Origin of the sequence: Dactylosporangium darangshiense (assembly GCF_039537565.1) — a bacterium.
Taxonomy (GTDB): Bacteria; Actinomycetota; Actinomycetes; order Mycobacteriales; family Micromonosporaceae; genus Dactylosporangium; species Dactylosporangium darangshiense.
This window is the reverse complement of the sequence record NZ_BAABAT010000043.1, coordinates 1-22903: the sequence shown is the minus strand read 5'-3', so window position 1 is coordinate 22903 and position 22903 is coordinate 1. Positions and strand designations below refer to the sequence as shown.

Here is a 22903-nt window from a genome sequence, read left to right as displayed (position 1 = left end):
ACAATCCACGCCGCGCCTTCCGGGACGCGGTACATCCGACCGGAAGCCCGCTGACCTGCGCTGATGCTCCAGCGCTCAGCTGTTGCGCGAGTGTCCCGGGACGGGACGGGACACCCGGGCCAGGCCCGCACGCGCCGCCGGCACCTGGTAGGTGAGGCCGTGCGCGGCGGCGATCTCGAGTGCCGCCCGGAAGTGCTGCGCCGCCTCGTCCGGGTCGCCCGTGGCCAGGCATGCCTCCGCGTACGGCAGGAGGCTGCGCACCGTCCGATGCGCCTCACCGGCCCGTTCCAGGATCCGCACGGCCTCGGCGTGCCTGACCGCCGCCTCCTCCGCGCGGCCGAGATGGCGCAGGGCGACGGCGGTGTCCGTGAGGCTGGCCGCCTCGAAGATCGGATTGCCCGTCAGCCGGTTGAGCGCGACGGCCTGCTCGGCGAAGTCGAGGGCGGTCCCGGCATCGCCCAGGCCCAGTGCCGCCCGGCCGAGCACGTCCACACACATGCGCTCGGTCTGCCGGTCCAGCCCGCGCGCGGTCTCGATCACCTCCGAGACGACCTCGCGGGCCTCGCCGAGCTGCCCCAGCTGCAGCATGGCCAGGCCGAGACCGGCACGCACCCGCACGCGGACGGCCTCGCTGGGTGGCCGCAGCGCGGCCGCCTGCTGCAGGAGCTCGACGGCGCCTTCCGTTTCGCAGGTGTACAGCCGAATCTCCGCCAGCTGCAGCAGGGTGATGGCCTCGGCGACGAGGTCGCCCTCCGCCGCCATCAGGACGCGGGCCGCCTCGAGCTCCGCCGCCGCCTCCTGCAGGTGGCCGACGCGCATGAGCACGGCGCCGAGCAGGTACCGGTGCGAGGCGAGCACGCGGCGCTCGCCGAGCCGTTCGGCGGCGGGCATGCTGATCTCGAGCCAGCGGCGCAGCTGCGCCGTGCCACCGCGGCGCGCGTGGGAGATCGACGCGAACTGCCCGAGCCCGACCGCCGTCGCGTCGATGCGCAGCTCCACGGCGAGCGAGAACGCCGCGACGAGATTGACCCACTCGGCGTCCATCCACGCGACGGCCGTGTCGAAGCCGGAGAGGTCGGGCAGCGCGGGAGGCGGCTGCGCCACGGTGACCGGCAGGGGGATGAGGATCTCGACGAGCTCTTTCACCGCCAGCATGCCGCTCAGGTAGTAGTCGCCCAGCCGGGCGATCGCCGGCACGCGATCGGCCGCGGTCGCGTCGGCGCGGGCGGCCTGGCGCAGCAGGTCGTGCATCCGGTAGCGGCCCGCCGCCGGCTCCTGCACCAGATGGACGTCGACCAGGTCCTCCAGCAGGGACCGGGCGTTGGCCAGCGGAATCCCGGCCAGGGCCGCCGCGGCGTACGCGTCGACGTCGTCGCCCGGCACCAGCCCCAGCAGCCCGAACATCCGCCGCTGCGCGGGGTCGAGCTGCCGCAGCGACATCTCGAACACGTCCGACACCGCCAGCTCGCCCTCTCGCATCCGCTCCACCAGGGTGTCGAGCGTCCACGCGGGCCGGTGCCGCAGCCGCGCGGCGGCCACCCGGATGGCCAGCGGCAGGTTTCCGCACCGGCGCAGCACCTCGCCGACGTCGCCGGGCCTGGCCCCGCCCGCGGACTCGACGAACAGCTCCGCCGCCTCCTCGGTCGGCAGGACGTCCAGCGAGATCGGCCGTACGCCGTCCAGCTCGACCATCCGCCGCCGGCTCGTGATCACGACAAAGCTCTGGCCGGCGCCGGGCAGCAGATCGCGCACGTGATCGGCGTCGGCGGCATTGTCCAGCAGCACGATCGCGCGCCGCGTCGCCAGCTCCGAGCGCCACAGCGCGGCCCGCTCGGCAACCCCGTCGGGAATCCTGCCGGGCGGCAGCCCGAGCGCGGCCAGCAGCACACGCAGCGCCTCCGCGGGCTCGACCCGCTTCCGGCCCGGCGTGAACCCGTGCAGGTCCAGGTACAGCTGGCCGCCGGGGAAGCCGGCGGTCAGCCGGTGCGCGGCGTGTACCGCCAATGCGGACTTCCCCACCCCGCCCATGCCGTCGATCGCCACCACGGACGTGCTCCGCGCGGCGCTGAGGAGGACGTCGAGCTCCGCCCGGCGCCCGGTGAAGGCGCTGATGTCGTGCGGCAGGTCGTTGCGCACCGGCGGCGCGGCCGGCGCCGCGCTCGTCTGAGGCCCGTCCTTGACCCGCTCCCACAGCTCGCGCAGCGGCCTGGGGTCGCGCCCGGCCGCCTTGCACAGTGCCACCACCGTCGGCCACGGCGGGACGGCCTGCCCGGCGAAGTAGCGCGACAGCGAGGAGCTGCTGACGTGGACGTCACGGGCGAGCTCACGCAGGCTACGCCCGGTCAGGTCGCGCAGCTGCCGCAACCGCCCCGCCAACTCCTCGCGCACTCTTGTCCGCCTTTCTCCCGCTTCGCGCGTTGATCTTAGACGGGCCGCGGAACGATGCCCCCGCAGGTCGAACCGGGCGGCCGGCGAACGCGGCGGTGCTCAGGCGGTGCAGCGCAGCGCGAGGAAGCGCGGGAGGTCGCGCCAGGGGCCGCCGCCGTCCGGGCGGCCGGCGTCGCGGCCCATCGGCTCAGCCGCGCGCTCGACGCGCAGGCCCGCGCCGCCCAGGGCGGTGAGCCACGTCGCGAGGGTGCGGTGGTGCCAGCCGATGTCGTGTACCGCGCGCACCGGGCCGCCGTCGGCGGTGGACCAGTGGCGCTCCTCGGCGTACCGGCCCAGGTAACGGCGGCCCTCGAACCATCCGGCGCCGGGGTGGTCGAACACCGGGTGCGGGATGACCGCGGCGAGGACCCCGCCGGGCCGCAGCACGCGCCGCACCTCCGAGACGGCCGCCTCGAGCGGGTCGGTGTGATGCAGCACGAGCACCGCGCAGACCGCGTCCATCGAGGCGTCCGGTAGGCCGTCGAGGCGCTCGGCGCGGCCGACCGAGTAGCGGATGCCGAGCGGATCGCGGGCCTCGGCGGCCTCGGCCAGCTCGATCAGGCGCGCGGTCGGGTCGATGCCGGTAACCGTCGCGCCCGCGCGGGCCAGCCGGCGGGCGGCCTGGCCCTCGCCGCAGCCCAGGTCGAGGGCCTCGCGGCCGCGCACGTCGCCGAGGAGGCCCAGGGCCACCGACACAGCGAGGGCGTTGTAGCCCAGGGCCGGATCAGTCGCCATCTGCGCGTACCAGTCCGCGGCCTCGTCCCAGGTCGGCACCAGATGCGAACACCCCCAGCCACAGTTCGGTCACCCGCGTCGAGAGTGTAGTGGCGCCCGCGGCCGACGCGGTGACGTCATCGCGCCGCGTCGTCGTCCCGGTAGGGGTCGGTGATGTCGCGTAGGCGAGTGAGGGCCTGGCGCAGCTGGGCGGTGCGCCGCTCGCCGAGGTGCGCGGCCCACTCCCCCTCGACCTCGGCGACGATCGCGGCCGCGACCGGGATCGCCGCGGCGCCGCGCGGGGCGATGCGCACGAGGCGGGCGCGGGGGTGTGGTCCATGGGCTGGCCGTTCTGGGCCAGGCGCCGCCTGCGCGGGGTTCGGCTGGTGGCCACGGACGCCGCCAGGTCCGCCGGCCGGCTCAGGGTGACGTCGCTGTCAGCGGCGGACGTCGGCGGGTTCGCGGTGCAGCGGCAGGCCGGCCCGCTGCCAGGCCTCCACTCCGCCGATCATGTCCGTCGCCCGGTGCAGGCCGATCCGGCGCAGGCTCTCCGCCGCCAGGCTCGAGCTGTAGCCCTGGCGGCACACCACGACGACCTCGAGGTCGTATCCGGTCGCCTCGGGAATCCGCGCGTCGCCGGCCGGATCCAGGCGCCACTCGAGCACCGTGCGGTCGATGACGACCGCGCCCGGCAGCTCACCGGCCTCGGCCCGCTGCGATTCGGTGCGGGTGTCGACGATCAGCGCGCCTCGCGTGCGTGCGGCAACGGTTTCGTGCGGGGTGTACCGCCGGATGCCGTGGCGCGCCTCCGCGAGCACACGGTCCACGCCCGGCACGATGTCCGTGATCACGCGCCGATTGTGCCCCATCGGGCCGTCCGGCATCGCCACCTCCAATGTTCGCCATTCTGCCGCCTTCATCACAGCACATGCACGCCCGCTGTTCTTGCCAAGAACTTGCGATAGCCGAAGACTGCCAACAAGCGCCGTGCGGGCGGCGCCCGGTGTGGGGGAGGACATCATGCACATTCCGGACGGGTACCTCAGTCCCCAGACCAGCGCCGTGTTCGGTGTGGCCATGCTGCCGCTGTGGTGGCAGGCGGCCCGGCGGGTGAAGAAGGTCGTCAAGAGCCGCTACGTGCCGCTCGTCGCCCTCGGCGCTGCGTTCTCGTTCGTCGTCATGATGTTCAACATCCCGATCCCCGACGGCACCACCGCGCACGCGGTCGGCGGCGGCCTGATCGCCATCCTCCTAGGACCGTGGGCGGCCTGCATAGCCGTCTCGATAGCCCTGCTCATCCAGGCGCTCTTCTTCGGCGACGGCGGCATCCTGGCCTTCCCCGCCAACGCGTTCAACATGGCCGTCGTGCTGCCGTTCGTGGCCTACGGCGTCTACCGGCTGCTCACCAGGAACACGGCGCTCACCTCGGGCCGGCGCGTGTGGGCCGGCGCGGTCGGCGCGTACGTCGGGCTCAACATGTCCGCCCTGGCCACGGCGATCGAGTTCGGCATCCAGCCCGACCTGTTCCACAAGGCCGACGGCACCCCGCTGTACGCGCCGTTCCACCTGTCGCAGGCCATCCCGGCGATGATGTTCGCCCACCTGATCATCGCGGGCTTCGTGGAAGGCGTGCTCACCGCCGGTGTGGTCGCCTACCTGCAGCGGGCCAACGTGCCGCTGCTGCGCATCAACGCGCCCGAGGTGCCGCTGACCGAGGCCGAGGTGCGGCGCAAGCCGGTCAACCCGCTGCGGGCCGCCCTGGTCGCGTTGGGCATCACCGCGGTCATCAGCCCGCTCGGCCTGCTCGCACCCGGCGGTGCGTTCGGCGAGGACACCCCCGAGGACCTCGACCTGGCCAAGTACCACCTCTCGGCCGTGCCCGAGGGCCTGGCGAAATACACCGACTTCTGGGGAAATACCCTGCTGCCCGGCTACGGCGACGGGAGCTGGTGGCAGTACATCCTCAGCGCCCTGATCGGCGTGGTCGTCGTCGCCGCCGTCGTCTTCGGCACCACCTGGCTCATCGGCAAGGTCCGCGGCGGCGAGCGCGAAGCCGAAGACCTCGACAGCCCGCCCGTGTCCGCGGCGGCGGCCGCACCGCAGTCATGACCGCGCCGGCCCAGACCCCGACCTGGCTCCTGCAAACGGAGCCGGGCCTGTGCCCGTGCGGCTGCATCGGCAAGCGGCGCAAGGGCAGCTTCGTCGCCAAGACCCTCGAGGGCGCCTCGGGGGTCCTGCGGCAGGCCATGTTCTCCGAGGACGTGGCGGCCGCCAAGGGCCTGCTGCAGCGACTCGACCCGCGGGTGAAGCTCGTCACGATGATCGGGCTGCTCGTCGCCGTCGCGCTGGTGCACTCGCTGCCGCTGCTGGCCGGCGCCTACGTGGCCACGGTCGCGCTGGCCGTGGCCTCCGGGCTGTCGCTGACGTTCTTCATCAAACGCGTCTGGCTGTTCATCCCGATCTTCACCGGCATCGTGGTGCTGCCGGCCACGCTGTCGGTCGTCACGCCGGGCGACATCCTGGTACCGCTGTGGCACTGGCACGGCCACACCCACGGCATCACCGAGCAGGGCCTGCACGGCGCCGGCATCATCGTCGCCCGCGTCGCCACCTCGATCTCCCTCGTCGTGCTGCTCACCCTCACCACCCCGTGGGTGCGCCTCCTCGCCGCGCTGCGGGCGCTCGGCGTGCCGAAGATCTTTGTGCTCATCATCGGCATGGCCTATCGCTACCTGTTCCTGCTCCTCGACGCCGTCGACGACATGTACACCGCCCGCAAGGCGCGCACCCTGACCGGCGAGACCGGCAAACGCCAGGTCGCCGAGGGCCGCCGCTTCGTGGCCGCCGGCGCCGGCACCCTGTTCGGCAAGGCGCACCAGCTCTCGGAGGAGGTACACCAGGCGATGACGGCCCGCGGCTACACCGGCAACGCCCGCACCCTCACCGGCTTCCGGCTGCGCGCCATCGACGCCGTCTGGGCCGTCGCCGTCGCCGCGCTCGCCGTCGCGCTGCTCGTCGCCGACCACCAGGTGGGCCGATGAGTGTCTTCGAATGCACCGACCTGCATTTCTCCTACCTGGACCGGTTCCCGGCCCTGGACGGGGTGAGCCTGCGGGTCGGTTACGGCGAGACCGTGGCCCTGCTCGGCGCCAACGGCTGCGGCAAGTCCACCCTCCTCAAGGTCCTCGACGGGCTGATCTTCGCCGACCGCGGCACGTTCACCGCGTTCGGCGAGGAGGTCACCGAGGACAAGCTCGAGGACGAACAGTTCAACCAGGGATTCCGGTCCCGGGTCGGCTTCGTCTTCCAGAACTCCGACGCCCAGGTCTTCTCCCCGTCGGTACGCGAGGAGATCGCCTTCGGCTGCCTGCAGCTCGGCCTGGACCGCGCCACCACGAACCAGCGCGTCGACGACGTGCTGGCCATGCTCGACATCACCGAGCTCGCCGACCGGGCCCCGTTCCAGCTCTCCGGCGGCCAGAAGAAGCGCGTCGCGATCGCGTCGGTCCTCGTGATGAACCCCGAGGTGCTGCTCTTCGACGAGCCGACCGCCGCTCTCGACCCGCGCACACAGTTCTGGCTCATCGAGCTCCTCGAGCAGCTGCGCGCCGCCGGCAAGACCATCGTCCTGGCCACCCACGACCTGGACACCCTGCCCGACCTCGCCGACCGCTGCGTCGTGTTCAGCGAGCAGCACCGCATCGTCGCCGACGCACCGACCGCCGACGTGCTCGCCGACCGGGACCTGCTGCTGTCGGCCAACCTCATCCACCAGCGGGCCCGCCACAGCATGGGATGACCGGCGGCCCCGGGCCGGTCCTCGCGGACCGGCCCGGCACACGTTGCTAGGAACGGGTCCACTGCTGGTTCGATCCGCCGTTGCACGTCCAGATCTCGACGGCGGATCCGTTCGCCGTGGCGCCGCTGGTGACGTCGAGGCACAACCCGGACTGCACGCCGGTGATCGTGCCGTTGCCGTTGATGTTCCACTGCTGGTTCGTCGCGCCGGTGCAGTCCCAGATCTGCACCGCCGCGCCGGCCGTCGCGGAGCTGTTCGCGACGTCGAGGCACTTGTTGCCGTACACCATGAGCTGCCTGCCCGACGTATAGGTCCACGACTGGTTGTTGCCGCCGTTGCAGTCCCAGATGACGGTCCGGGTCCCGTTGGCGGTCGCGTGGTCGGGCACGTCCAGGCACCGGTTCGATCCCACGCCCCGGACGACGCCGGTGCCGGTGCCGGTCCCACCGCCGCTGCCGACCGTGCCGGTGGCGGTGTCGATCGTCCAGCTCGACTGGCAGGTCATCGACACGGTCGTGCCGTTCACCGTCAGCGGCTGCCATACGTAGCGGGAGTCGGCCAGGTTGCCAGAGTTCCAGCGGTCGCCGAGGAAGATGTAGCTCGTCCCGCCGCTGCCCGACACCGGCAGGATGGCCGTCGTCTGCGAGTTGCACGTGTTGGTGCCGGACGGGGCGAAGCTGCGCCACGCGCCCCAGGTGCCGGTGATCGAGGTGGCCGTCGTGTACTGGTTGTCGTTCGTCGACCAGCCGGTCAGGTGCGACCCGAACAGGAAGTACGTGCCGCCGATCTTGACCATGGCCGGCGCCTCGTACTGGTTGAGCGTGTTCACCAGCGCGGCGACGCTGAGGAAGTCCGCGGACAGGCGGTACACCTGCAGCTTCTGGCTGGTGCGGTCCTCGCTGAGGAAGTAACCGGTGCTGCCGTCCAGGAACAGGTTGTCGTCCAGGCTGTCGTGGCCCAGCGGCTTGAAGCTGCCGCGGTACGTGTAGCTGCCACAGACGCTGCCGCTGGTGGCCACGCCGGCCTTGCGTTCGGAGTAGCTGGTGTTGTCGATGTGCATGTACATCACGTAGGTGGACGTGGCGGCGTTGTAGATGACGTGCGGCCGCTCGACGATGCGGTTCGGCCCGAGGTCCCCGCTGGACTGCCGCGTCAGGACGTTGGCCACGAACCGCCACGTCTTGAGGTCGGTCGACGAGTAGCACCGCACGTTCTGGAAGGCGGACCCGGAGGTCTTGTCCTCGCCCAGCCAGTAGTAGGTGTCGCCGACCTTCGTGACCCCTTCGCCGTGCGCCTGGATGACGTTGCCGCCGGTGTCGGTCCACACGGCACCCGGCGTGACCGTGACCGTGGCGGCATACGCGGGCTGGACGATCAGCACCACGGCGGCCATCGCCGAGACGATGGTGGCGAGTCGTCGTCGCATGCAAGTGCTCCTTTCGTGAACGGGATCGAGTGCTCAGCCGGCCGCGACGATCGCCCACTGCTGGTTGGCGGCGTTGCTGTCGCCGTACTGCCCGAGGTCGGCGCCGTCGGCGGTGCGGCCCATGCCGTCGAGGTACAACCCGGTGCCCCGGTTCTTGATCCGCACCCGGTTGGCGGCGGTGACGACGGTCCACTGCTGGTTGGTGGCGTTGGTGTCGCCGTACTGCCCGGCCGCGGAGCCGTTGGCGGTGCGGCCCATGCCGTCGAGGTACAGCCCGGTGGCGCGGTTCCTGATCCGCACGTAGCTGCCGTCGTTCTCGATGACCCACTGCTGGTTCGTGCCGCTGTTGAGGGTCCACTGGCCGGCGTTGGCGCCGTTGGTGGTGCGGCCCATGCCGTCGGCGGCGAGGGCGGTGCCGCCGTTGCGGATCGTGACGTAGGTGCCACCGCCGGTGCCGACGCCCCAGGCGTACTGCAGCCGGGTCAGCCCCGAGGCGTTGGCGAGGGTGAGCCTGATGCCGGAGCCGCTGCCCGTCCTCGTCGTCAGGCTGTACCAGTCGCCGTCGCGCAGGCCCGGCCAGTACACGCTGCCGACGCCGAGGCTGCGCAGCTTGCCGCTGACCCCGCGGATGTAGTCGGCGAAGAACGAGCCGCTGGGGACGCTGTAGTTGATCGTGTCGTAGTTGACGCCGTTCTTGCTGCCCGGGCTCATCGGGCCGCCCCACTCGGTGACGATGGTGCGGGAGGCGTAGGAGCCGATGTAGCCGCCGATGTGGTTGGCCCAGTCGGTCTCGTCCTCGTAGGGCGGGTTGACGAAGAACGAGTAGTCGTGCGCGGCCAGCAGCGTGTTGTTGAGCCGGCTGTCGCCGCCCACGGCCGCCACGTTCTGTGCGTAGCCGGCGCCGTCGAGGATGACGCGGCCGCGGGGCACCGACGGGTACCTCGCCAGCCAGCCGTTGTAGAGGTTGTTGAGATCGGTGGTGCTGTAGGCGTACGGCTCGTTGATGACCTCGAAGTAGGCGTTGGCGTTGCCGCCGTACTTCGCCACGACGGTGTCCCACATCTGGTTGAACGCCGTCGCGTTCGCCGGCTTGCCGTTGCTGTAGGCCCAGTACGCGAGGATCACGTTGCCCTTGGCCAGGGCGGCGTCGATCGCGCCCGTGTACGTGCCCCAGTAGCCGCTCACGGTCGGCTCGTTGATCGGCATCCGGACCGTGTTGGCGCCGGTGATGGAGTACAGCTGGCCCACCACCTGGTTGGCGACGGCGGTCGCCGAGGCGTAGGTGTCCGAGGCGCTCAGACCCGACACGTACAACACGCCGTTGACGAAGTTGTCCCTCGCGTCCGCCCAGTTCACGCCCTTGTAGTTGCTCGTCGCCGCCCCGGCCGGCGACGGGGCCGCGACGGCCGCACCGGCGGCCATCGCGACGACCGTCAGCGCCCGGAGTGCGTTTCGGAACCGTCTCACTGGCTCCCCTTCCCTGCGGCCGAAACCGACCGATGTCCTGTGTGACCATCGGTAACGGACCCGCAAGACGATCGCCACGAACAGAACAGAACCGTTCCGCTCCGAACAAACTCGAACATGCTCTCGATCGTGATCGCGGTTGAAACTTTCGTTTCGAAAATGCCGCGACCGGCGTACTACAGCGGGATATCGCTTTTTCAGCGGCCGTGAGCAGCCGTTTTCACCGCTCTCGGCTTTTCGAAAACGAGGCGCAAACGCAACCTCGGCTCGCCGTTGACAGCGCATCTGCGACGCATCGACGCTCGGCGGCAATTGATAGCAGGGCATCACGAAGAAGGGGATCGCAAATGCGCGCGAGACTGCTCGTCGGCGGCGTCTGCGCCGCCGCGCTCGCCGTGACCTCGGTCGTCCTGGCCGGCACAGCCCACGCCGAGGCCGACCGGACCGTCACGTCGAACACGACCGGCACCCACAACGGCTACTTCTTCTCGTACTGGAAGGACAACGGCAACGTCACGATGAACCTGGGCGCCGGCGGCTCGTACAGCGTCCAGTGGAGCAACATCAACAACACCGTCGTCGGCAAGGGCTGGAAGCCCGGCTCCAGCCACACCGTGAACTACTCCGGCACGTTCAACGTCAACGGCAACGGCTACCTGGCGCTGTACGGCTGGACGACCAACCCGCTCATCGAGTACTACATCGTCGAGAACTTCGGCAGCTACAACCCGAGCACCGGCGCACAGCGGCTGGGCTCGGTCACCACCGATGGCAGCACCTACGACATCTACCGCACCCAGCGCGTCAACCAGCCCTCCATCATCGGCACCGCGACGTTCTACCAGTACTGGAGCGTGCGGCAGCAGAAGCGGACCGGCGGCACCATCACCACCGCCAACCACTTCAACGCCTGGGCGAGCCTCGGCCTGAACCTCGGCAGCCACGACTACCAGATCCTGGCCACCGAGGGCTACCAGAGCAGCGGCAGCTCCAGCATCACCGTGAGCGAGGGCGGCGGCCCCACGGTCACGTCGTCGCCGCGCCCGAGCTCGCCGGGTCCGTCCACGCCGACGGGCGGCACCGGAACCTGCCAGGTGACCAACGCCGTCAACGCCTGGAACAACGGCCTGACCGACAACATCACCATCACCAACACGGGCACGGCCCCGATCAACGGCTGGTCGCTGAAGTTCAACCTGGCCTCAGGCCAGAACATCACCTCCGGCTGGAGCGCCACCTACGCGCCGACGAGCGGTCAGGTGACCGCGACCAACGTCAGCTACAACGCCGCCATCCCGCCGGGCGGCTCGACGACCATCGGCTTCCAGGCCACCCACACCGGCAACGGCGCCGCGCCGAGCGGCTTCACGCTCAACGGCACCGCCTGCCGCTGACCGCCCCGCCCGCGCCGGGTCCGGCACCCCACCGGACCCGGCGCGCAACCGGGTGGCGTCCTGGCTGGGCGGGGCGCCGAACTGGCGGCGGTACTCGCGGCTGAACTGCGACAGGCTGCCGTAGCCGACGCGGCGGCTGACGGCGGCGACGTCCCCGGCGTCCGCGGCGAGCTGGAGCCGGGCCTGCTGGAGCCGGATCTGCTTCTGGAACTGGATCGGGCTCATCGCGGTCACGGCCTGGAAGTTGCGATGGAAGGCCGAAACGCTCATCCCAGCCTGCCGGGCGACCTCCTCGACGAGGAAGCTCTCCATGTAGTTGTCGCGGATCCAGCGCACCGCCCGGGCGATGTGGCTGAGGCTGCTGTCGGGCAGCCCGAACTGGCGAACCGTCGCGCCCTGCTCGCCGGTCACGAGCCGCCAGAGGATCTCGCGTTTGACCAGTGGCGCGAGTACCGGGATGTCGCGCGGCCGGTCGAGCAGGCGCACGAGGCGGACGACGGCGTCCAGCAGCTCGGCGGACGCGGTGCTCACGACGAGGCCGGGCGGCACGTCGTCGCCGACATCCGGCAGATCGCCGGGTGCCGCCTGCAGGAGCACGTCGGCGACGGCGGCCGGATCGAGGTTCAGGCCGACCCCGAGGCCGGGGAACTGCGGGCTGGCCTCGATGAAATGGCCGCTCACGGGCAGGTCGACGGAGGCGATGAGGTACTGCCCGGCCCCGTAGCGGTAGACGCGATCGCCCAGCGCCAGCCCCTTGGTGCCCTGTGCCACCACCGCGAGGACCCTGCTGTAGATGGCCGGCGTCGGCGGGTACGGCCGGTCGGCCCGGAAGATCAGCACGTCGTCGATCCCGGTCTTCAGGTCGGGGCGCGCGTGGCGGGCCAGCAGGCAGCGGAGCTCGTCGAGGGCCATACGTGAGACTATCCGGCTAGAGGTCGCGACCTTTGGGCAAGCCGCTTCGGGTCCCGGGCTGGTTTCATGTGTGTTCGTGGCGACCGTTGAACTCTTCGGCCGCCGGGCCGAGCTCGAGCAGCTTGCCGAGTTCCTGGACTGCGCGTGTGAGCGCGGCGGCGCGCGGCTGATCTGGGGCGAGCCCGGCGTCGGCAAGTCATCCCTGCTGGACGCGGCGGCGCGGCTCGCGCTCGCGGCGCGCATGCGCCCGCTGCGCGCGTCCGGGTCGGAGTTCGAGGCCGACGTCAGCTACTCCTGCCTCAATCAGTTGTTTCTGCCGGTACTCGCCGAGCTCGACCGCCTGCCGCCCGGTCCACGGGAGGCGTTGGCGGTGGCGCTCGGCTTCGGTGCCGGCCCGCCGCCGGACGCGCTGCTGGTCTGCAACGCCGCGCTGCTGCTGGTCAAGGCGGTCGCCGCCGAAGTACCGGTGGTGCTGCTCGTCGACGACGTCCAGTGGATCGACCGCGCGAGTGCCGTCGTGCTCAGCTTCGTCGCCCGCCGCCTGGACGGCTGCCGGGCCGGCCTGCTGGCGTCGGCCAGGACGGGAACGGGGAGCCTCCTCGATCCGCGGGGGCTGCCCGAGATCGTCGTCGAGCCGCTCGACGACGAGGCGGCCGGGCGCCTGGTCGACGCCACCTTCCCGTGGCTGACCGCCCGGATTCGGCAGCGGCTGCTGGACCTCGCCCAGGGCAACCCGCTGGCGTTGATGGAGCTACCCACGACGCTCGACCTTGCCGCGGCGCGAGCGGAGGTGGTCCCGCTCAGCGACCGGCTGCAGGCGATGTTCGCCGCGCGCATCGGCGAGCTGCCGGAGCCGACCCGCCGGCTGCTGCTGCTCGCGACGTTCGAAGGCGCCGGCGACGTCCGGGTCCTGCGGGCCGCGGCCGACGATCGGCCCGGTCTCGGCGACCTCGCCCCGGCGGAGCGGGCGCAGCTGGTGCGGGTGGACGATGCCAAGGCCCGCATCGCGTTCCGGCACCCGCTGATCCGATCGGCGATCGTCGCGATGTCCACGCACGAGGAGCGCCGCTGCGCGCACCTCGCGCTCGCCGAGGCACTGCACGGTGACCGGGAACGGCGCGCCTGGCACCTGGCGGCGGCGGCAACCGGGCCGGACGAGGCGGTGGCCGAGCTGCTCGAGGAAGCGGCGCATCGCGTGATGCTGCGCGGGGACGCCTTCGCCGCCGTCGCGGCGCTGATCCGCGCCGCCGAGCTGAGCGAGACGAACTCCGGCCGGGGCCGGCGGCTCGCCGAGGCCGCGTACATCGGCGCCGAGGCCAGCGGCGCCATCGACGACGCCAAGACGTTGCTGACCGATGCGCGCCGGGCCGCGCCGGACAGCGCGGGTTCCCTGCACGCGGCCAACGCTGCCGCGTTCCTGATGCTCAACGGCGACGGTGACGTGAACACCGCGCACCGCCTCCTCGTCGGCGCCATCCAGACCGGCGGGCACGGGTACCGGACCGAGGATCCGGCGCTGAACGAGGCCATGCACACGTTGCTGCTGCTGTGCTGGTACGGCGGCGCCCCGCAGTACTGGGAACCGTTCTACGAGGCGCTGGGCCGGCTGCGACCGCAACCGCCCGACGTCCTCGCGCTGGCGAGCCGGACCTTTCCCGATCCCGTGCGCACCGGGGCCTCCGCGCTGCCGCTGATCGACCCGATCCTCGAGTCGCTGCCCGGCGAGGCCGATCCCACCCGGATCGTGCGGATCGGCACGGCATCGGTCTACCTGGACCGGCTGGGCGACTGCCGGGAGTCCTCCTGGCGGCTCGTGCAGCACGGGCGCGACGGCGGACCGCCCCGCCGGCACCTCGGTGCCCTGATGCATTTGTGCCTGGACGACTTCCTCGTCGGCCGCTGGGACGAGGCCGAACAGCTCGCGCTCGAGGGGCAGCGGGTCTGCGCCGCGAGCGGCTTCTCGTTCTTCGCGTGGTACTTCCGGTACAACCGGGCCATCGTCGCCGCCGGCCGGGGCCGCTTCGACGAGGCGTACGCGCTCGCCGACGAGATGACCCACTGGGCGCTCCCCCGCGGCGTGGCGGCCGCCGCCCTGTTCGCCCATCATCCGCGCACCCTCGCGGCCCTGGGTCAGGGCGACTGGGATGCCGCCTTCCGCCACGCCGCCGCGATGAGCGCACCCGGCGTGCTCGCCTCGCACGCGCCGCACAGCACCTGGGTGATGTTCGACCTGGTCGAGGCGGCGGTGCGCACCGGGCGGACGGTCGAGGCCCGGGCGCACGTCGCGGCGATGCGGGCCGCCGGCGTCGCCGCGCTGTCGGCCCGGATGGCGCTCATCCAGGCGGGGGCGGACGTCCTCGTCGAGGTCGAGGACGACGACGCGGCCACGACACGGCTGGAGGCGCTGCTGGCCGGTCCCGCGGCCGAGCGGTGGCTGTTCGAGGCGTCCCGGATCCGGCTCGCCCTCGGCGAGAAGCTGCGCCGCACCGGGCCGGCTTCGCCGGCCCGCCGGCACCTGCTCGCCGCCCGCGACGGGTTCGCAGCGATGGCCGCCGTGCCCTGGCTCGAACGCACACACGCCGAGCTGCGCGCCACGAAGTACCGGCTCACCGACGTACCGCCGGACGGTCCTTCGGCCCTGACCGCGCAGGAGTTCCAGATCGCCGAGCTCGCGGCCACCGGCCTGACCAACAAGCAGATCGCCGAGCGGCTGTACCTGTCGCACCGCACCGTGGGCGCGCACCTCTACCGGATCTTCCCCAAGCTCGGCGTCGCCTCGCGCGCCGGCCTGCGCGATGCGCTGCGTCACGGACTCGATTCTTGAACACAGGCCGCTGCGGTACATCCGTCAAACGACCTAACGCAGCGGTGACTCCGCCGGCCCGTTAAGTCGCCGGCCGCAACGGCTCGCGAAGTCGCTGACAGATGACTGATGAGCGCGGCCGGGCCGCGGCCAAGAGTGTTCGTCATGACCGTCAACCACGGCTTCCACGCCGTCATGACCGCCCGGCCGGGCCACGGCGACGAGCTGGTCGCGCTGCTGCTCGACGCGCCGTCCCTGCCGAACGAGGACTGCGTCGTCTTCCTGGTGAGCCGCTCGGCCGCCGATCCCGACGTCGTCTCCGTCGCCGAGGGCTGGACCAGCCAGGAGGCACACGCCGCGTTCTTCGCCGCGGCGCCGGCGCAGGCGTTCGTCGCGAAGCTCCAGCCGCTGCTTGCAGGCGAGTCGCAGTACAGCGACCTGATCCCCGTCGGCGGCAAGCCCACGTTCTCTTTGAGGAGCGCCGCATGAGCCTCACCCGACCCGACATCGATCCCGAGCTGCGGGCGCTGCTCGCCGACCTGCCCCTGTCGTCCGAGCTCACCCCCGAACTGCTCGCCCAGATCCGCCAGATGCCTTCGCCGCCGGTCGAAACCCTCCTCGAGGGCCGCGCGATCGAGCGGCACGACGTCACCGGCGCTGCCATCCCGCTGTCCGTCTTCAGCCCGCAGCGGGTCGGACGCTCCACTGCGGCGCCGTGCGTGTACTGGCTGCACGGCGGGGGCATGGTCATGGGCGACCGGTTCTCCCAGATCGACATCCCCCTCGAATGGCTCGAACGGTTCGGCGCCGTCGTGGTCACGGCGGACTACCGGCTGGCGCCGGAGGCCACCGGTACGACCCTGGTCGACGACGGCTACCACGGCCTGCTCTGGACCGCCGAGCACGCCGCGGAGCTGGGCATCGACCCGGACAGGATCATCGTCGCCGGCATCAGCGCCGGCGGCGGCCTCGCCGCTGGGGTCACGCTGATGGCCCGCGACCGCGGCACCCCGGCGATCGCCGCCCAGATGCTCATCTGCCCGATGCTCGACCATCGCAACACCACCGCATCGAGCCGGCAGTACTCCGGCGAGCCGGGCGTGTGGACCCGCGAGATGAACGAGTTCGGCTGGCGGTCGGTGCTCGGCGACCTCCGCGACGCCGACGTGCCCGCCTACGTCTCCCCCGCCACGGCCGGCGATCTGTCCGGCCTGCCGACCACCTACATCGACGCGGGCACGGCGGAGGTGTTCCGCGACGAGGACGTCGCCTACGCCACCCGCATCTGGGCCGCCGGCGGCCAGGCCGAGCTGCACGTCTGGGCCGGCGGCTGCCACGGCTTCGACGCCCTCTTCCCCCACACCCGCGTCTCCGCCGCGGCCCGCCGTACCCGCAACAACTGGCTCACCCGCGTGCTGGCGGCGTCATGACCACCCTCGCACCCGAGCGCAGCGCGTTCCTGCACGAGTTCCTCCGCGACCCGTTCACGGTCGCCGCCGTGACACCCAGCGGCCGGTCGCTGTCCGAGGCGGTCACCATGACCGTCCCGGGCGCCGGCGAGCCGCTGGTCGTGGAGCTCGGCCCCGGCACGGGCGCCTTCACCGCGGCCATCCAGGCGCGGCTCGCCGGCCGCGGCCGGCACGTGGCCATCGAGCTCAACGCCCGGTTCGCCGGGCGCCTGGCCGCGCGCTACCCGGGGGTCGACGTCACCGTCGCCGACGCCCGCGACCTGCGCGACATCCTGGCGCAACGCGGCCACCGCCGCGCGGACGTGATCGTGAGCGGTCTGCCGTGGGCGGCGTTCGCGCCCGGCCGCCAGGACGACCTGCTCGACGCGGTGACCGGCAGCCTGGCGCCCGACGGCTCGTTCACCACCTTCGCGTACACGCACACGCGCTGGGCCCCACCGGCCCGCCGGCTGCGCCGCACGCTGCGCGCACGCTTCGAGGAGGTCGTGCGCAGCCGGACGGTGTGGGCGAACGTGCCGCCGGCCTTCGTCTACTACTGCCGCCGCCCGGTGGAGGTCCAGCCGTGAAAATCGCCATCGTCACCGGCGCCAGCTCCGGCATCGGCCAGAGCGCCGCTGTGCAGCTCGCCCGGCGCGGGACCGGGGTGATCCTGACGTACCACGGCAACGAGCCCGGCGCACGGGACACCCTCGCGCTCATCGACAAGGCCGGCGGCACGGCCGTCGCCCTGCCACTGGATGTCGGTAACACCGATGCCTTTCCGCCCTTCCGCGAGTCCGTCGCGGCGGCGCTGCGCGACACGTGGGCCCGGGACACCTTCGACTTCCTCGTCAACAACGCCGGGTTCGGCCGGATGGCGCTGTTCGAGGACACCACCGAGGACATGTTCGACACGCTCATGCGGGTCCTGCTCAAGGGCCCGTACTTCCTGACACAGACGTTGCTGCCGCTGCTGGCCGACGGCGGCGCGATCGTCAACACCACGAGCAACGCGGCGCTGCGTTCCGGTCTGGAGCCCGGCTACTCCGCCTACGGCACCATGAAGGGCGGCCTGGTGGTGCTCACCCGCTACCTGGCCAAGGAGCTCAGCACGCGCGGCATCCGCGTCAACTCCGTCTCGCCCGGCTCCACCCGCACCCGCATCGCCGACAACGCCTTCGAACGCTTCCCCGAGGTGATCCCGGGCCTCGCGGCGAAGACCGCCCTCGGCCGGATCGGCGAGCCCGACGACATCGGCATGGTCGTCGCGACGCTGCTGTCCGAGGACTGCCGCTGGATCACCGCCCAGGACATCGAGGTCTCCGGCGGCTACAACCTCTGAACACCGCACCGATCGCGGACCTTTGCATACCGTGCGACTGCCTGGCGACCCTGCGTGAGCGGGTCGCCAGGCGATCCTGATCGTCGGCCTCCGATGCGCGGCCGTACGATTGGCGCCAGACTCGACTGAGGGGGCCGCGGTGGCAGACGCGCAGGAGATGGCATCCCGCCTGGACACATCCGTGCCGCACCCGGCCCGCCGGTACAACTACTGGCTGGGCGGCAAGGACAACTTCGCCGCCGACCGGGAGTCCGGAGACGCGGTCGTCGCGCTCTTCCCCTCGATTCGCACCGCCGTCATCGAGAACCGCTACTTCCTGCGCCGCGCGGTAACGCTGCTCGCCGGTGAGCTGGGCATCCGCCAGTTCCTGGACATCGGCACGGGCCTGCCGTCCGCCGACAACACCCACGAGGTCGCCCAGCGCCTGGCCCCGGAGTCCAGCGTGGTCTACGTCGATAACGACCCGCTGGTCATGGTCCACGCCCGCGCGCTGCTCACGGTCGCGCCGGGCGCCGGCCCGACCAGCTACATCGAAGCCGATGTCCGCTCTCCGGAGCACATCCTGCAGGAAGCGGCGAAGATCCTGGACTTCAGCCGCCCGATCGGGTTGATGCTGATCGCGGTCCTGCACTTCATTGCCGACGAGGAAGACCCGCACGGCATCGTCAGCCGGCTGGTCTCCGCCCTGCCGTCAGGCAGTTACCTGGTGCTGTCGCACTCGACCGGCGACTTCCTGACGCCGGAGGCGGTACATGCCTTCCGCACTGGAGCGATCCCGGTCTACCTGCGCACACACGACGATGTTGCCCGCTTCTTCGACGGCCTCCAGGTGCTCGACCCGGGCGTGGTGTCGATCTCGAACTGGCGCGCCGAGCAGGAGCCGGAGCCCCGTCCGGACGAGTCGGAGACGGCAACGGACTGCGCGGTCGCACGCATCCCGTAGTGGGTATGGCCCTGAAGAGTCTCGCGGTGCCGCTGGATGCCGATGCGGTACGGGCGATCCGCGCCGACCCCGAGTTGTGGGCGCTGGCCAGCGAGCAGCCTCCGTTCTGTGCCGCATGGGGCGATGAGCCGCTGCCGGACATCAGCCGGGCGCTGCTGGCCGTGGCGCCGGCCGGCGCCGCCTGGGTCGGCCACTTCGGCGACCGTTCCTTCCAGCAGGCCGAGTACCTGCTCGACCCGGTGGCGTACCGTGCGGAGGCGCGGACCTGGAAGGAGCGCGAGCGGACGACGGCCTACCGGATCGTCGCCGGCGACGAGGCCTTTGCCGCGCACGCCACGAGCGGCCAGGGTTTTGCGTGGCGGTGCTCTTCGGCGGCGTTCCTGGCTACAGCGGTGCAGCGGATCGACGCGCTCGATGTCGCCGCGGTTCGCCGGGAGTTCTCGGTCGCTGAGATGGACCACCTCGGGCTGTACAAGGTGCACCGCGAGGAGGACGACGACCATGCCTTCGCCCGCGTACTGGCCCAGCTGCGCGCTTTCGCCGAGCACTGCCGCGGGGTCGCCGCGCGCGACCTTGACCTGATCATCACCTTGTACTGAGCGTGACCTACGGGATCATGACCACGTCGACACTCCGAACGAGGCTCACCATGGAAGTCACGAAAGACGGACCCTTCTTCGTCATCGAGCGCGAGCGGTTCGTCGCACGTTTCCCGGACCACGGGGATGACCTTGAACAACTTCGGGACCAGGACATCTACGTGACCGTTGCCGGGGGTCCGACCTACTACGTGAGTCTCATGACCCTCGACGCGATCGATGCAGTGCTTCGCCGATGGGCGCATACCGGCGAAGCCGCAGGAGGCCGGTATTTTTACACGACGGACCTCGTCATCACGCCTCGGCCGGGGATCACCGCGATGATCGAAGCAATCGAGGGACTCGTCCGTGAAGGAGAGATTGGCATTGCCTGCCAGATGATCCCCGACCCGAACGACGGCCCGGATGCCGCGTCATGGCGGCACACCCAACCCGCTGCAAACGCAGATTGAGCGGCATGACACGCACGCCGAGCCTGCCATTGAGCCGGAGGCCCTGATCGACGGTCCCCCGGCTCATGCGGCAGCGCAGCCGGCGAGTTCCAGCGAGGCGTCCGCTCCTGCGGCAATCACAGGATCTCTCAGCGGTCGCAGCGGCGCGACGCGTTCGTCACGCCGAGAAACACCGGTCGAAGCAGCATGAAGCGACGCCGCCGGCAAACGACCGGCGAAACGACGGACTCGAACGGATCATGACTGGTCATCGGGCCGCGATTGGCGCCGAGCAGGGTGGATGACGTTGCGGTAGGCACTCGGTTGACGAGGATGCTACGTCCTGCGATGCTACGCCCAACGTAGCAACTTGGAGGAACGTGTGACCGGACTGTGGCAGCTCGGCAGGTTCTCCGAGCCGGCGTTGTTGATCCTGATCAGCCTGGCCGAAAGCGCCAAGCACGGCTATGCGATGCAGGAAGACATCGCCGCGTTGACCGGCGAGCGACCCGGCCCGGGCACACTCTACGGCGCCATCCGACGTCTGGAAGAGCATCGGTTGATCGAGCAATTGCCGGACGAGGACCGCCGCAAGCCGTACCGCCTGACCGATCTGGGCGCACAGGCGTTGCAGGCCGAACTCCTGCGCATCCGCACGATGGCCAGCACCGGCCTGCGTCGATTGGCGACAGCCTGATGCGCGCGACGTTGATCCGCCTCGCCATGGCGATCTACCCGGCGCCCATCCGCGACCGCTACGGCGCCGAGCTCACCGACCTGCTCGCGCACTCGACCCGACCATGGCGCGACATCGCCGATGTCGGCCGATCCGCACTGACCGAGCAGGCGGCGACCTGGACGTGGACCCGCACCCGCCCGCAGCTTCGCCGGATGGCCTGGCTCGCCGCCGCACCGCTGGGATTCGGCCTCACCGCGGTGACCCTGGCGGTCTGTGCGCTCATGATCGCCACAACGTACGCGAAGGACGGCGGCTACGACGTCAGTCCTGCGGTGCTCAGCGTGCCGATCGCGCTGAGCGTGCTGGCGGTGTGCGGGGCGATCGTCGCGCTGGCGCTACCAATGCCCCAGCAGCACCACCTGGTGGCACCGGCGCTTACCGTACCGGCGTCGTTGACCGTGGGAATACTGGCCATCGCGAATCTACCCATCGCCGGTGACATGCTCGGCGAGACGCGCTCGGCCACGCTCCTGTCCGCGCTGTGCTGGTGCGCGGCGATGCTCACGCTGGGTGCCGCGATCACCGTGCTCATCCGGCGAGGACGCACCCGCATCGCCGTGACGGTCCTCGTAGTCGGCGGTCTCGCCACGCTCGAACTGACGACTGTGCTCTACGCGATCGCCGCTCGACTGGTCGCCGCGGACTGGGTCTCGCTGTTCAGCGTGTGGCCCCTGAGCCAGGGGATCGCAGATCCGCCCTGGGTTTCCGCCGACGCGCTCAAGGGCCTGCCGGCCATGCTCGCGATGTGCACGACGTTCGCCCTCACACTCGTCACGGCCAGCGCCGTACATCAGCGCAAGGCGGGGCTTTCTCAGATCGCAGAGCCCGCCGCAGGATCCCGGTACCCGCAGGCCCGCGGAAGCCGTCTCACCTGATCGCCACTTTTCGCAACCTTAACGGCGGCGTCGCGCGGCCTCGGCTGACGACACCGGCATGTACGGCGTAGGCATGATCCTTCTGTTGCTGGGCCTCGCGACGGGGACGACGATCGTCTCGATGATTGTTCTCGTGCTGCGTCGACTGCGCCCGAGGAGCCCGTGGCCCGGCTCTGGCACGCGGCCACCCTGCTGCGCGAGCACCGCGGGGACGGTCACATCGCCGCCCTGGTCGCGGCCGGCATCGGCGAGACGGAGGCCCATGTGCTGCACGCTCTGTCCGAGGGCCTCCCCCCGGAGAAGTTCGGCAGGGTCCACCACCTGCCCGCGGACCGGCTGGCCGCGGTTGTGGACGGGATGCGCGTCCGTGGCCTCATCGACGGCTCCGGCTTGCTCAGTGACGCCGGCCGCGAGACCAAAGAGCGGATCGAGTCGATCACCGACGACCTTGCCGCAGCGGCGTACTCCAGCCTGGGGCCGAGCGAGCGCGACCAGCTCATCGCCGACCTCGAACCCATCTCCGCAGCGCTCAACGCGGTCGGCTCGCGATAGTCAAGGTAAACGCTCAAGTAGCCGCGATCGGCGCGATCAATGGTTCACCCATCCTGCACGCTCGCTCATGCCGATGACCTGCAGCCGAGGACGTCGGCTGCGGCAAATTGCGTGGACAGTTCATCTCGACTGCGCGGATGATCGTCGTTCGTGGATGATCCCTGGATCGCGTTGTTCGACCGCGTTGCAGACTCGTTCGACACCGTGGTGCCGTTTTTTTCCTCGTTTGGCGAGTTGACCGTTGCCGCGTTGCCCGCGCCGGCCGCGGGGGCACGGCTGCTTGATGTCGGTGCGGGGGCGGGAGCGATCGCGCTTGCGGCCCGACGTCGTGGCTATGAGGTGTGTGCGGTGGATGGGTCAGCCGCGATGGTGGCGCGCTTGTCCGAGTCGCTACCAGCCGTCCAGGTGGCCGAAGCCGGGGCCCTTCCGTTCGACGACGGCACGTTTGACGTGGTCACCGCCGGCTTCGTGCTCCACTTGCTGAACGATCCGCAGGCTGCATTGCGCGAGTTCAAACGGGTCATGGTGCCTGGCGGGCTACTGGCTTTCACTGTCGTGGGCCCACCGCCGAGGGGATTCGAGCCCGGCGATCGCAGCCACGAACTCTTCGCCGAATACTCGCGCTACCTGCCTCGCGACGGCCGCACGGACGCACCCTTCGATGCACGCGGCCTCCTTGCAATGACTGGCTTCCGCGACGTAGCCGAGCAGCACCTCCAGGTCGAACTCGCGTTGGACGAGCCCGAGACGATGTGGCGCTGGTACGGTACCCACGGCACCCGCAGGTTCTTTGACGAACTCGACGAGAAATACTGCGAGGAGTTTCGCCAGCGCCTGATCGCCGATCTCGTCGACCGGCCTGAATTGGTGCTCCGCCGGGCAGCGTTGTTGTTCACTGCCCACTTCTAAGCCCTGATCCACCGACGAGGTCTCGGTGCCCGGCCGGTCCAGCCCGATGATCTTGGACGCGGGTCAGGGCGTGTGGGAGTGACCGGCCGGGTTGCCGGTGCGCTCGATGGTCGAGGGAAGTCT

The 22903-nt window shown here is 70.9% G+C and carries 22 protein-coding genes and 1 pseudogene; 16 read left to right on the top strand and 7 right to left on the bottom strand.

Going from position 1 to position 22903, the window contains the following annotated elements; all coding sequences use genetic code 11:
- Positions 1 to 75: 75 nt before the first annotated feature.
- From ABD901_RS45605 to ABD901_RS45590, 4 genes are all read right to left on the bottom strand, one after another.
- The gene (locus ABD901_RS45605) at positions 76 to 2388 is read right to left on the bottom strand and encodes an ATP-binding protein (RefSeq protein ID WP_345137826.1); all 2313 of its coding nucleotides are present in this window, start codon (positions 2386 to 2388) and stop codon (positions 76 to 78) included.
- 99 nt (positions 2389 to 2487) lie between these two features.
- The gene (locus ABD901_RS45600; RefSeq protein ID WP_345137824.1) at positions 2488 to 3201 is read right to left on the bottom strand and encodes a class I SAM-dependent methyltransferase; all 714 of its coding nucleotides are present in this window, start codon (positions 3199 to 3201) and stop codon (positions 2488 to 2490) included.
- Between the two features lie 77 nt (positions 3202 to 3278).
- Positions 3279 to 3455 (bottom strand): hypothetical protein, encoded by a 177-nt coding sequence (locus tag ABD901_RS45595; RefSeq protein ID WP_345137822.1) that lies wholly within the window; start codon positions 3453 to 3455, stop codon positions 3279 to 3281.
- A gap of 123 nt (positions 3456 to 3578) precedes the next feature.
- Complete coding sequence (locus tag ABD901_RS45590) at positions 3579 to 4010, bottom strand: rhodanese-like domain-containing protein (protein WP_345137963.1); 432 nt, start codon at positions 4008 to 4010, stop codon at positions 3579 to 3581.
- A gap of 151 nt (positions 4011 to 4161) precedes the next feature.
- On the opposite strand from ABD901_RS45590, the gene cbiM reads away from it, so the two are divergent.
- From cbiM to ABD901_RS45575, 3 genes are read left to right on the top strand one after another with little or no spacing between them, the layout of a single operon-like run.
- Positions 4162 to 5250 (top strand): cobalt transporter CbiM, encoded by a 1089-nt coding sequence (cbiM, locus tag ABD901_RS45585; RefSeq protein ID WP_345137819.1) that lies wholly within the window; start codon positions 4162 to 4164, stop codon positions 5248 to 5250.
- Positions 5247 to 6182 carry a cobalt ECF transporter T component CbiQ gene (cbiQ, locus tag ABD901_RS45580; protein ID WP_345137817.1) on the top strand — a complete coding sequence of 312 codons (936 nt, stop codon included), beginning with the start codon at positions 5247 to 5249 and terminating at the stop codon, positions 6180 to 6182. Before cbiM ends, cbiQ begins: the two co-directional genes overlap by 4 nt.
- The gene (locus ABD901_RS45575) at positions 6179 to 6940 is read left to right on the top strand and encodes an energy-coupling factor ABC transporter ATP-binding protein (protein WP_345137815.1); all 762 of its coding nucleotides are present in this window, start codon (positions 6179 to 6181) and stop codon (positions 6938 to 6940) included. The genes cbiQ and ABD901_RS45575 overlap by 4 nt, the downstream gene beginning before the upstream one ends.
- A 46-nt stretch (positions 6941 to 6986) precedes the next feature.
- Here the strand turns inward: ABD901_RS45575 and ABD901_RS45570 are convergent, their stop codons facing one another.
- Positions 6987 to 8366: a ricin-type beta-trefoil lectin domain protein gene (locus ABD901_RS45570; RefSeq protein ID WP_345137813.1), complete on the bottom strand. Its 1380-nt coding sequence runs from the start codon at positions 8364 to 8366 to the stop codon at positions 6987 to 6989.
- Between the two features lie 33 nt (positions 8367 to 8399).
- Entirely contained in the window at positions 8400 to 9833 is a 1434-nt protein-coding gene (locus tag ABD901_RS45565; RefSeq protein WP_345137810.1) for an RICIN domain-containing protein, read from the bottom strand.
- 347 nt (positions 9834 to 10180) lie between these two features.
- Between ABD901_RS45565 and ABD901_RS45560 the strand changes: the two genes are divergently transcribed.
- Positions 10181 to 11227: a glycoside hydrolase family 11 protein gene (locus ABD901_RS45560; RefSeq protein ID WP_345137807.1), complete on the top strand. Its 1047-nt coding sequence runs from the start codon at positions 10181 to 10183 to the stop codon at positions 11225 to 11227.
- Positions 11228 to 11299: 72 nt separating this feature from the next.
- On the opposite strand, the pseudogene ABD901_RS45555 reads toward ABD901_RS45560, so the two are convergent.
- Positions 11300 to 12139, bottom strand: a pseudogene (locus ABD901_RS45555) (AraC family transcriptional regulator); the annotation flags it as partial.
- A 76-nt stretch (positions 12140 to 12215) separates the two neighbouring features.
- On the opposite strand from ABD901_RS45555, the gene ABD901_RS45550 reads away from it, so the two are divergent.
- From ABD901_RS45550 to ABD901_RS45495, 12 genes are all read left to right on the top strand, one after another.
- Positions 12216 to 14963 (top strand): AAA family ATPase, encoded by a 2748-nt coding sequence (locus tag ABD901_RS45550; RefSeq protein ID WP_345137804.1) that lies wholly within the window; start codon positions 12216 to 12218, stop codon positions 14961 to 14963.
- A 144-nt stretch (positions 14964 to 15107) separates the two neighbouring features.
- Entirely contained in the window at positions 15108 to 15431 is a 324-nt protein-coding gene (locus ABD901_RS45545; protein ID WP_345137802.1) for a putative quinol monooxygenase, read from the top strand.
- On the top strand, positions 15428 to 16372 hold the full coding sequence (locus ABD901_RS45540; RefSeq protein WP_345137799.1) for an alpha/beta hydrolase: 945 nt from the start codon (positions 15428 to 15430) through the stop codon (positions 16370 to 16372). The genes ABD901_RS45545 and ABD901_RS45540 overlap by 4 nt, the downstream gene beginning before the upstream one ends.
- A complete protein-coding gene (locus tag ABD901_RS45535; RefSeq protein ID WP_345137796.1) occupies positions 16369 to 16977 on the top strand; it encodes a class I SAM-dependent methyltransferase in 609 nt (202 codons plus the stop codon). The genes ABD901_RS45540 and ABD901_RS45535 overlap by 4 nt, the downstream gene beginning before the upstream one ends.
- On the top strand, positions 16974 to 17732 hold the full coding sequence (locus tag ABD901_RS45530) for an SDR family NAD(P)-dependent oxidoreductase (RefSeq protein WP_345137793.1): 759 nt from the start codon (positions 16974 to 16976) through the stop codon (positions 17730 to 17732). The genes ABD901_RS45535 and ABD901_RS45530 overlap by 4 nt, the downstream gene beginning before the upstream one ends.
- Before the next feature lie 157 nt (positions 17733 to 17889).
- Positions 17890 to 18675 (top strand): SAM-dependent methyltransferase, encoded by a 786-nt coding sequence (locus ABD901_RS45525; RefSeq protein WP_345137961.1) that lies wholly within the window; start codon positions 17890 to 17892, stop codon positions 18673 to 18675.
- 5 nt (positions 18676 to 18680) lie between these two features.
- Positions 18681 to 19274 carry a hypothetical protein gene (locus tag ABD901_RS45520; protein WP_345137790.1) on the top strand — a complete coding sequence of 198 codons (594 nt, stop codon included), beginning with the start codon at positions 18681 to 18683 and terminating at the stop codon, positions 19272 to 19274.
- Positions 19275 to 19324: 50 nt separating this feature from the next.
- Positions 19325 to 19726 (top strand): hypothetical protein, encoded by a 402-nt coding sequence (locus ABD901_RS45515; RefSeq protein WP_345137787.1) that lies wholly within the window; start codon positions 19325 to 19327, stop codon positions 19724 to 19726.
- Positions 19727 to 20087: 361 nt separating this feature from the next.
- Positions 20088 to 20402: a PadR family transcriptional regulator gene (locus ABD901_RS45510; protein ID WP_345137784.1), complete on the top strand. Its 315-nt coding sequence runs from the start codon at positions 20088 to 20090 to the stop codon at positions 20400 to 20402.
- Positions 20402 to 21319 carry a hypothetical protein gene (locus tag ABD901_RS45505; protein ID WP_345137782.1) on the top strand — a complete coding sequence of 306 codons (918 nt, stop codon included), beginning with the start codon at positions 20402 to 20404 and terminating at the stop codon, positions 21317 to 21319. Before ABD901_RS45510 ends, ABD901_RS45505 begins: the two co-directional genes overlap by 1 nt.
- Before the next feature lie 162 nt (positions 21320 to 21481).
- Positions 21482 to 21871: an SCO6745 family protein gene (locus ABD901_RS45500; protein WP_345137780.1), complete on the top strand. Its 390-nt coding sequence runs from the start codon at positions 21482 to 21484 to the stop codon at positions 21869 to 21871.
- 150 nt (positions 21872 to 22021) lie between these two features.
- Positions 22022 to 22780 carry a class I SAM-dependent methyltransferase gene (locus tag ABD901_RS45495; protein WP_345137778.1) on the top strand — a complete coding sequence of 253 codons (759 nt, stop codon included), beginning with the start codon at positions 22022 to 22024 and terminating at the stop codon, positions 22778 to 22780.
- The last annotated feature ends 123 nt before the right edge of the window (positions 22781 to 22903 follow it).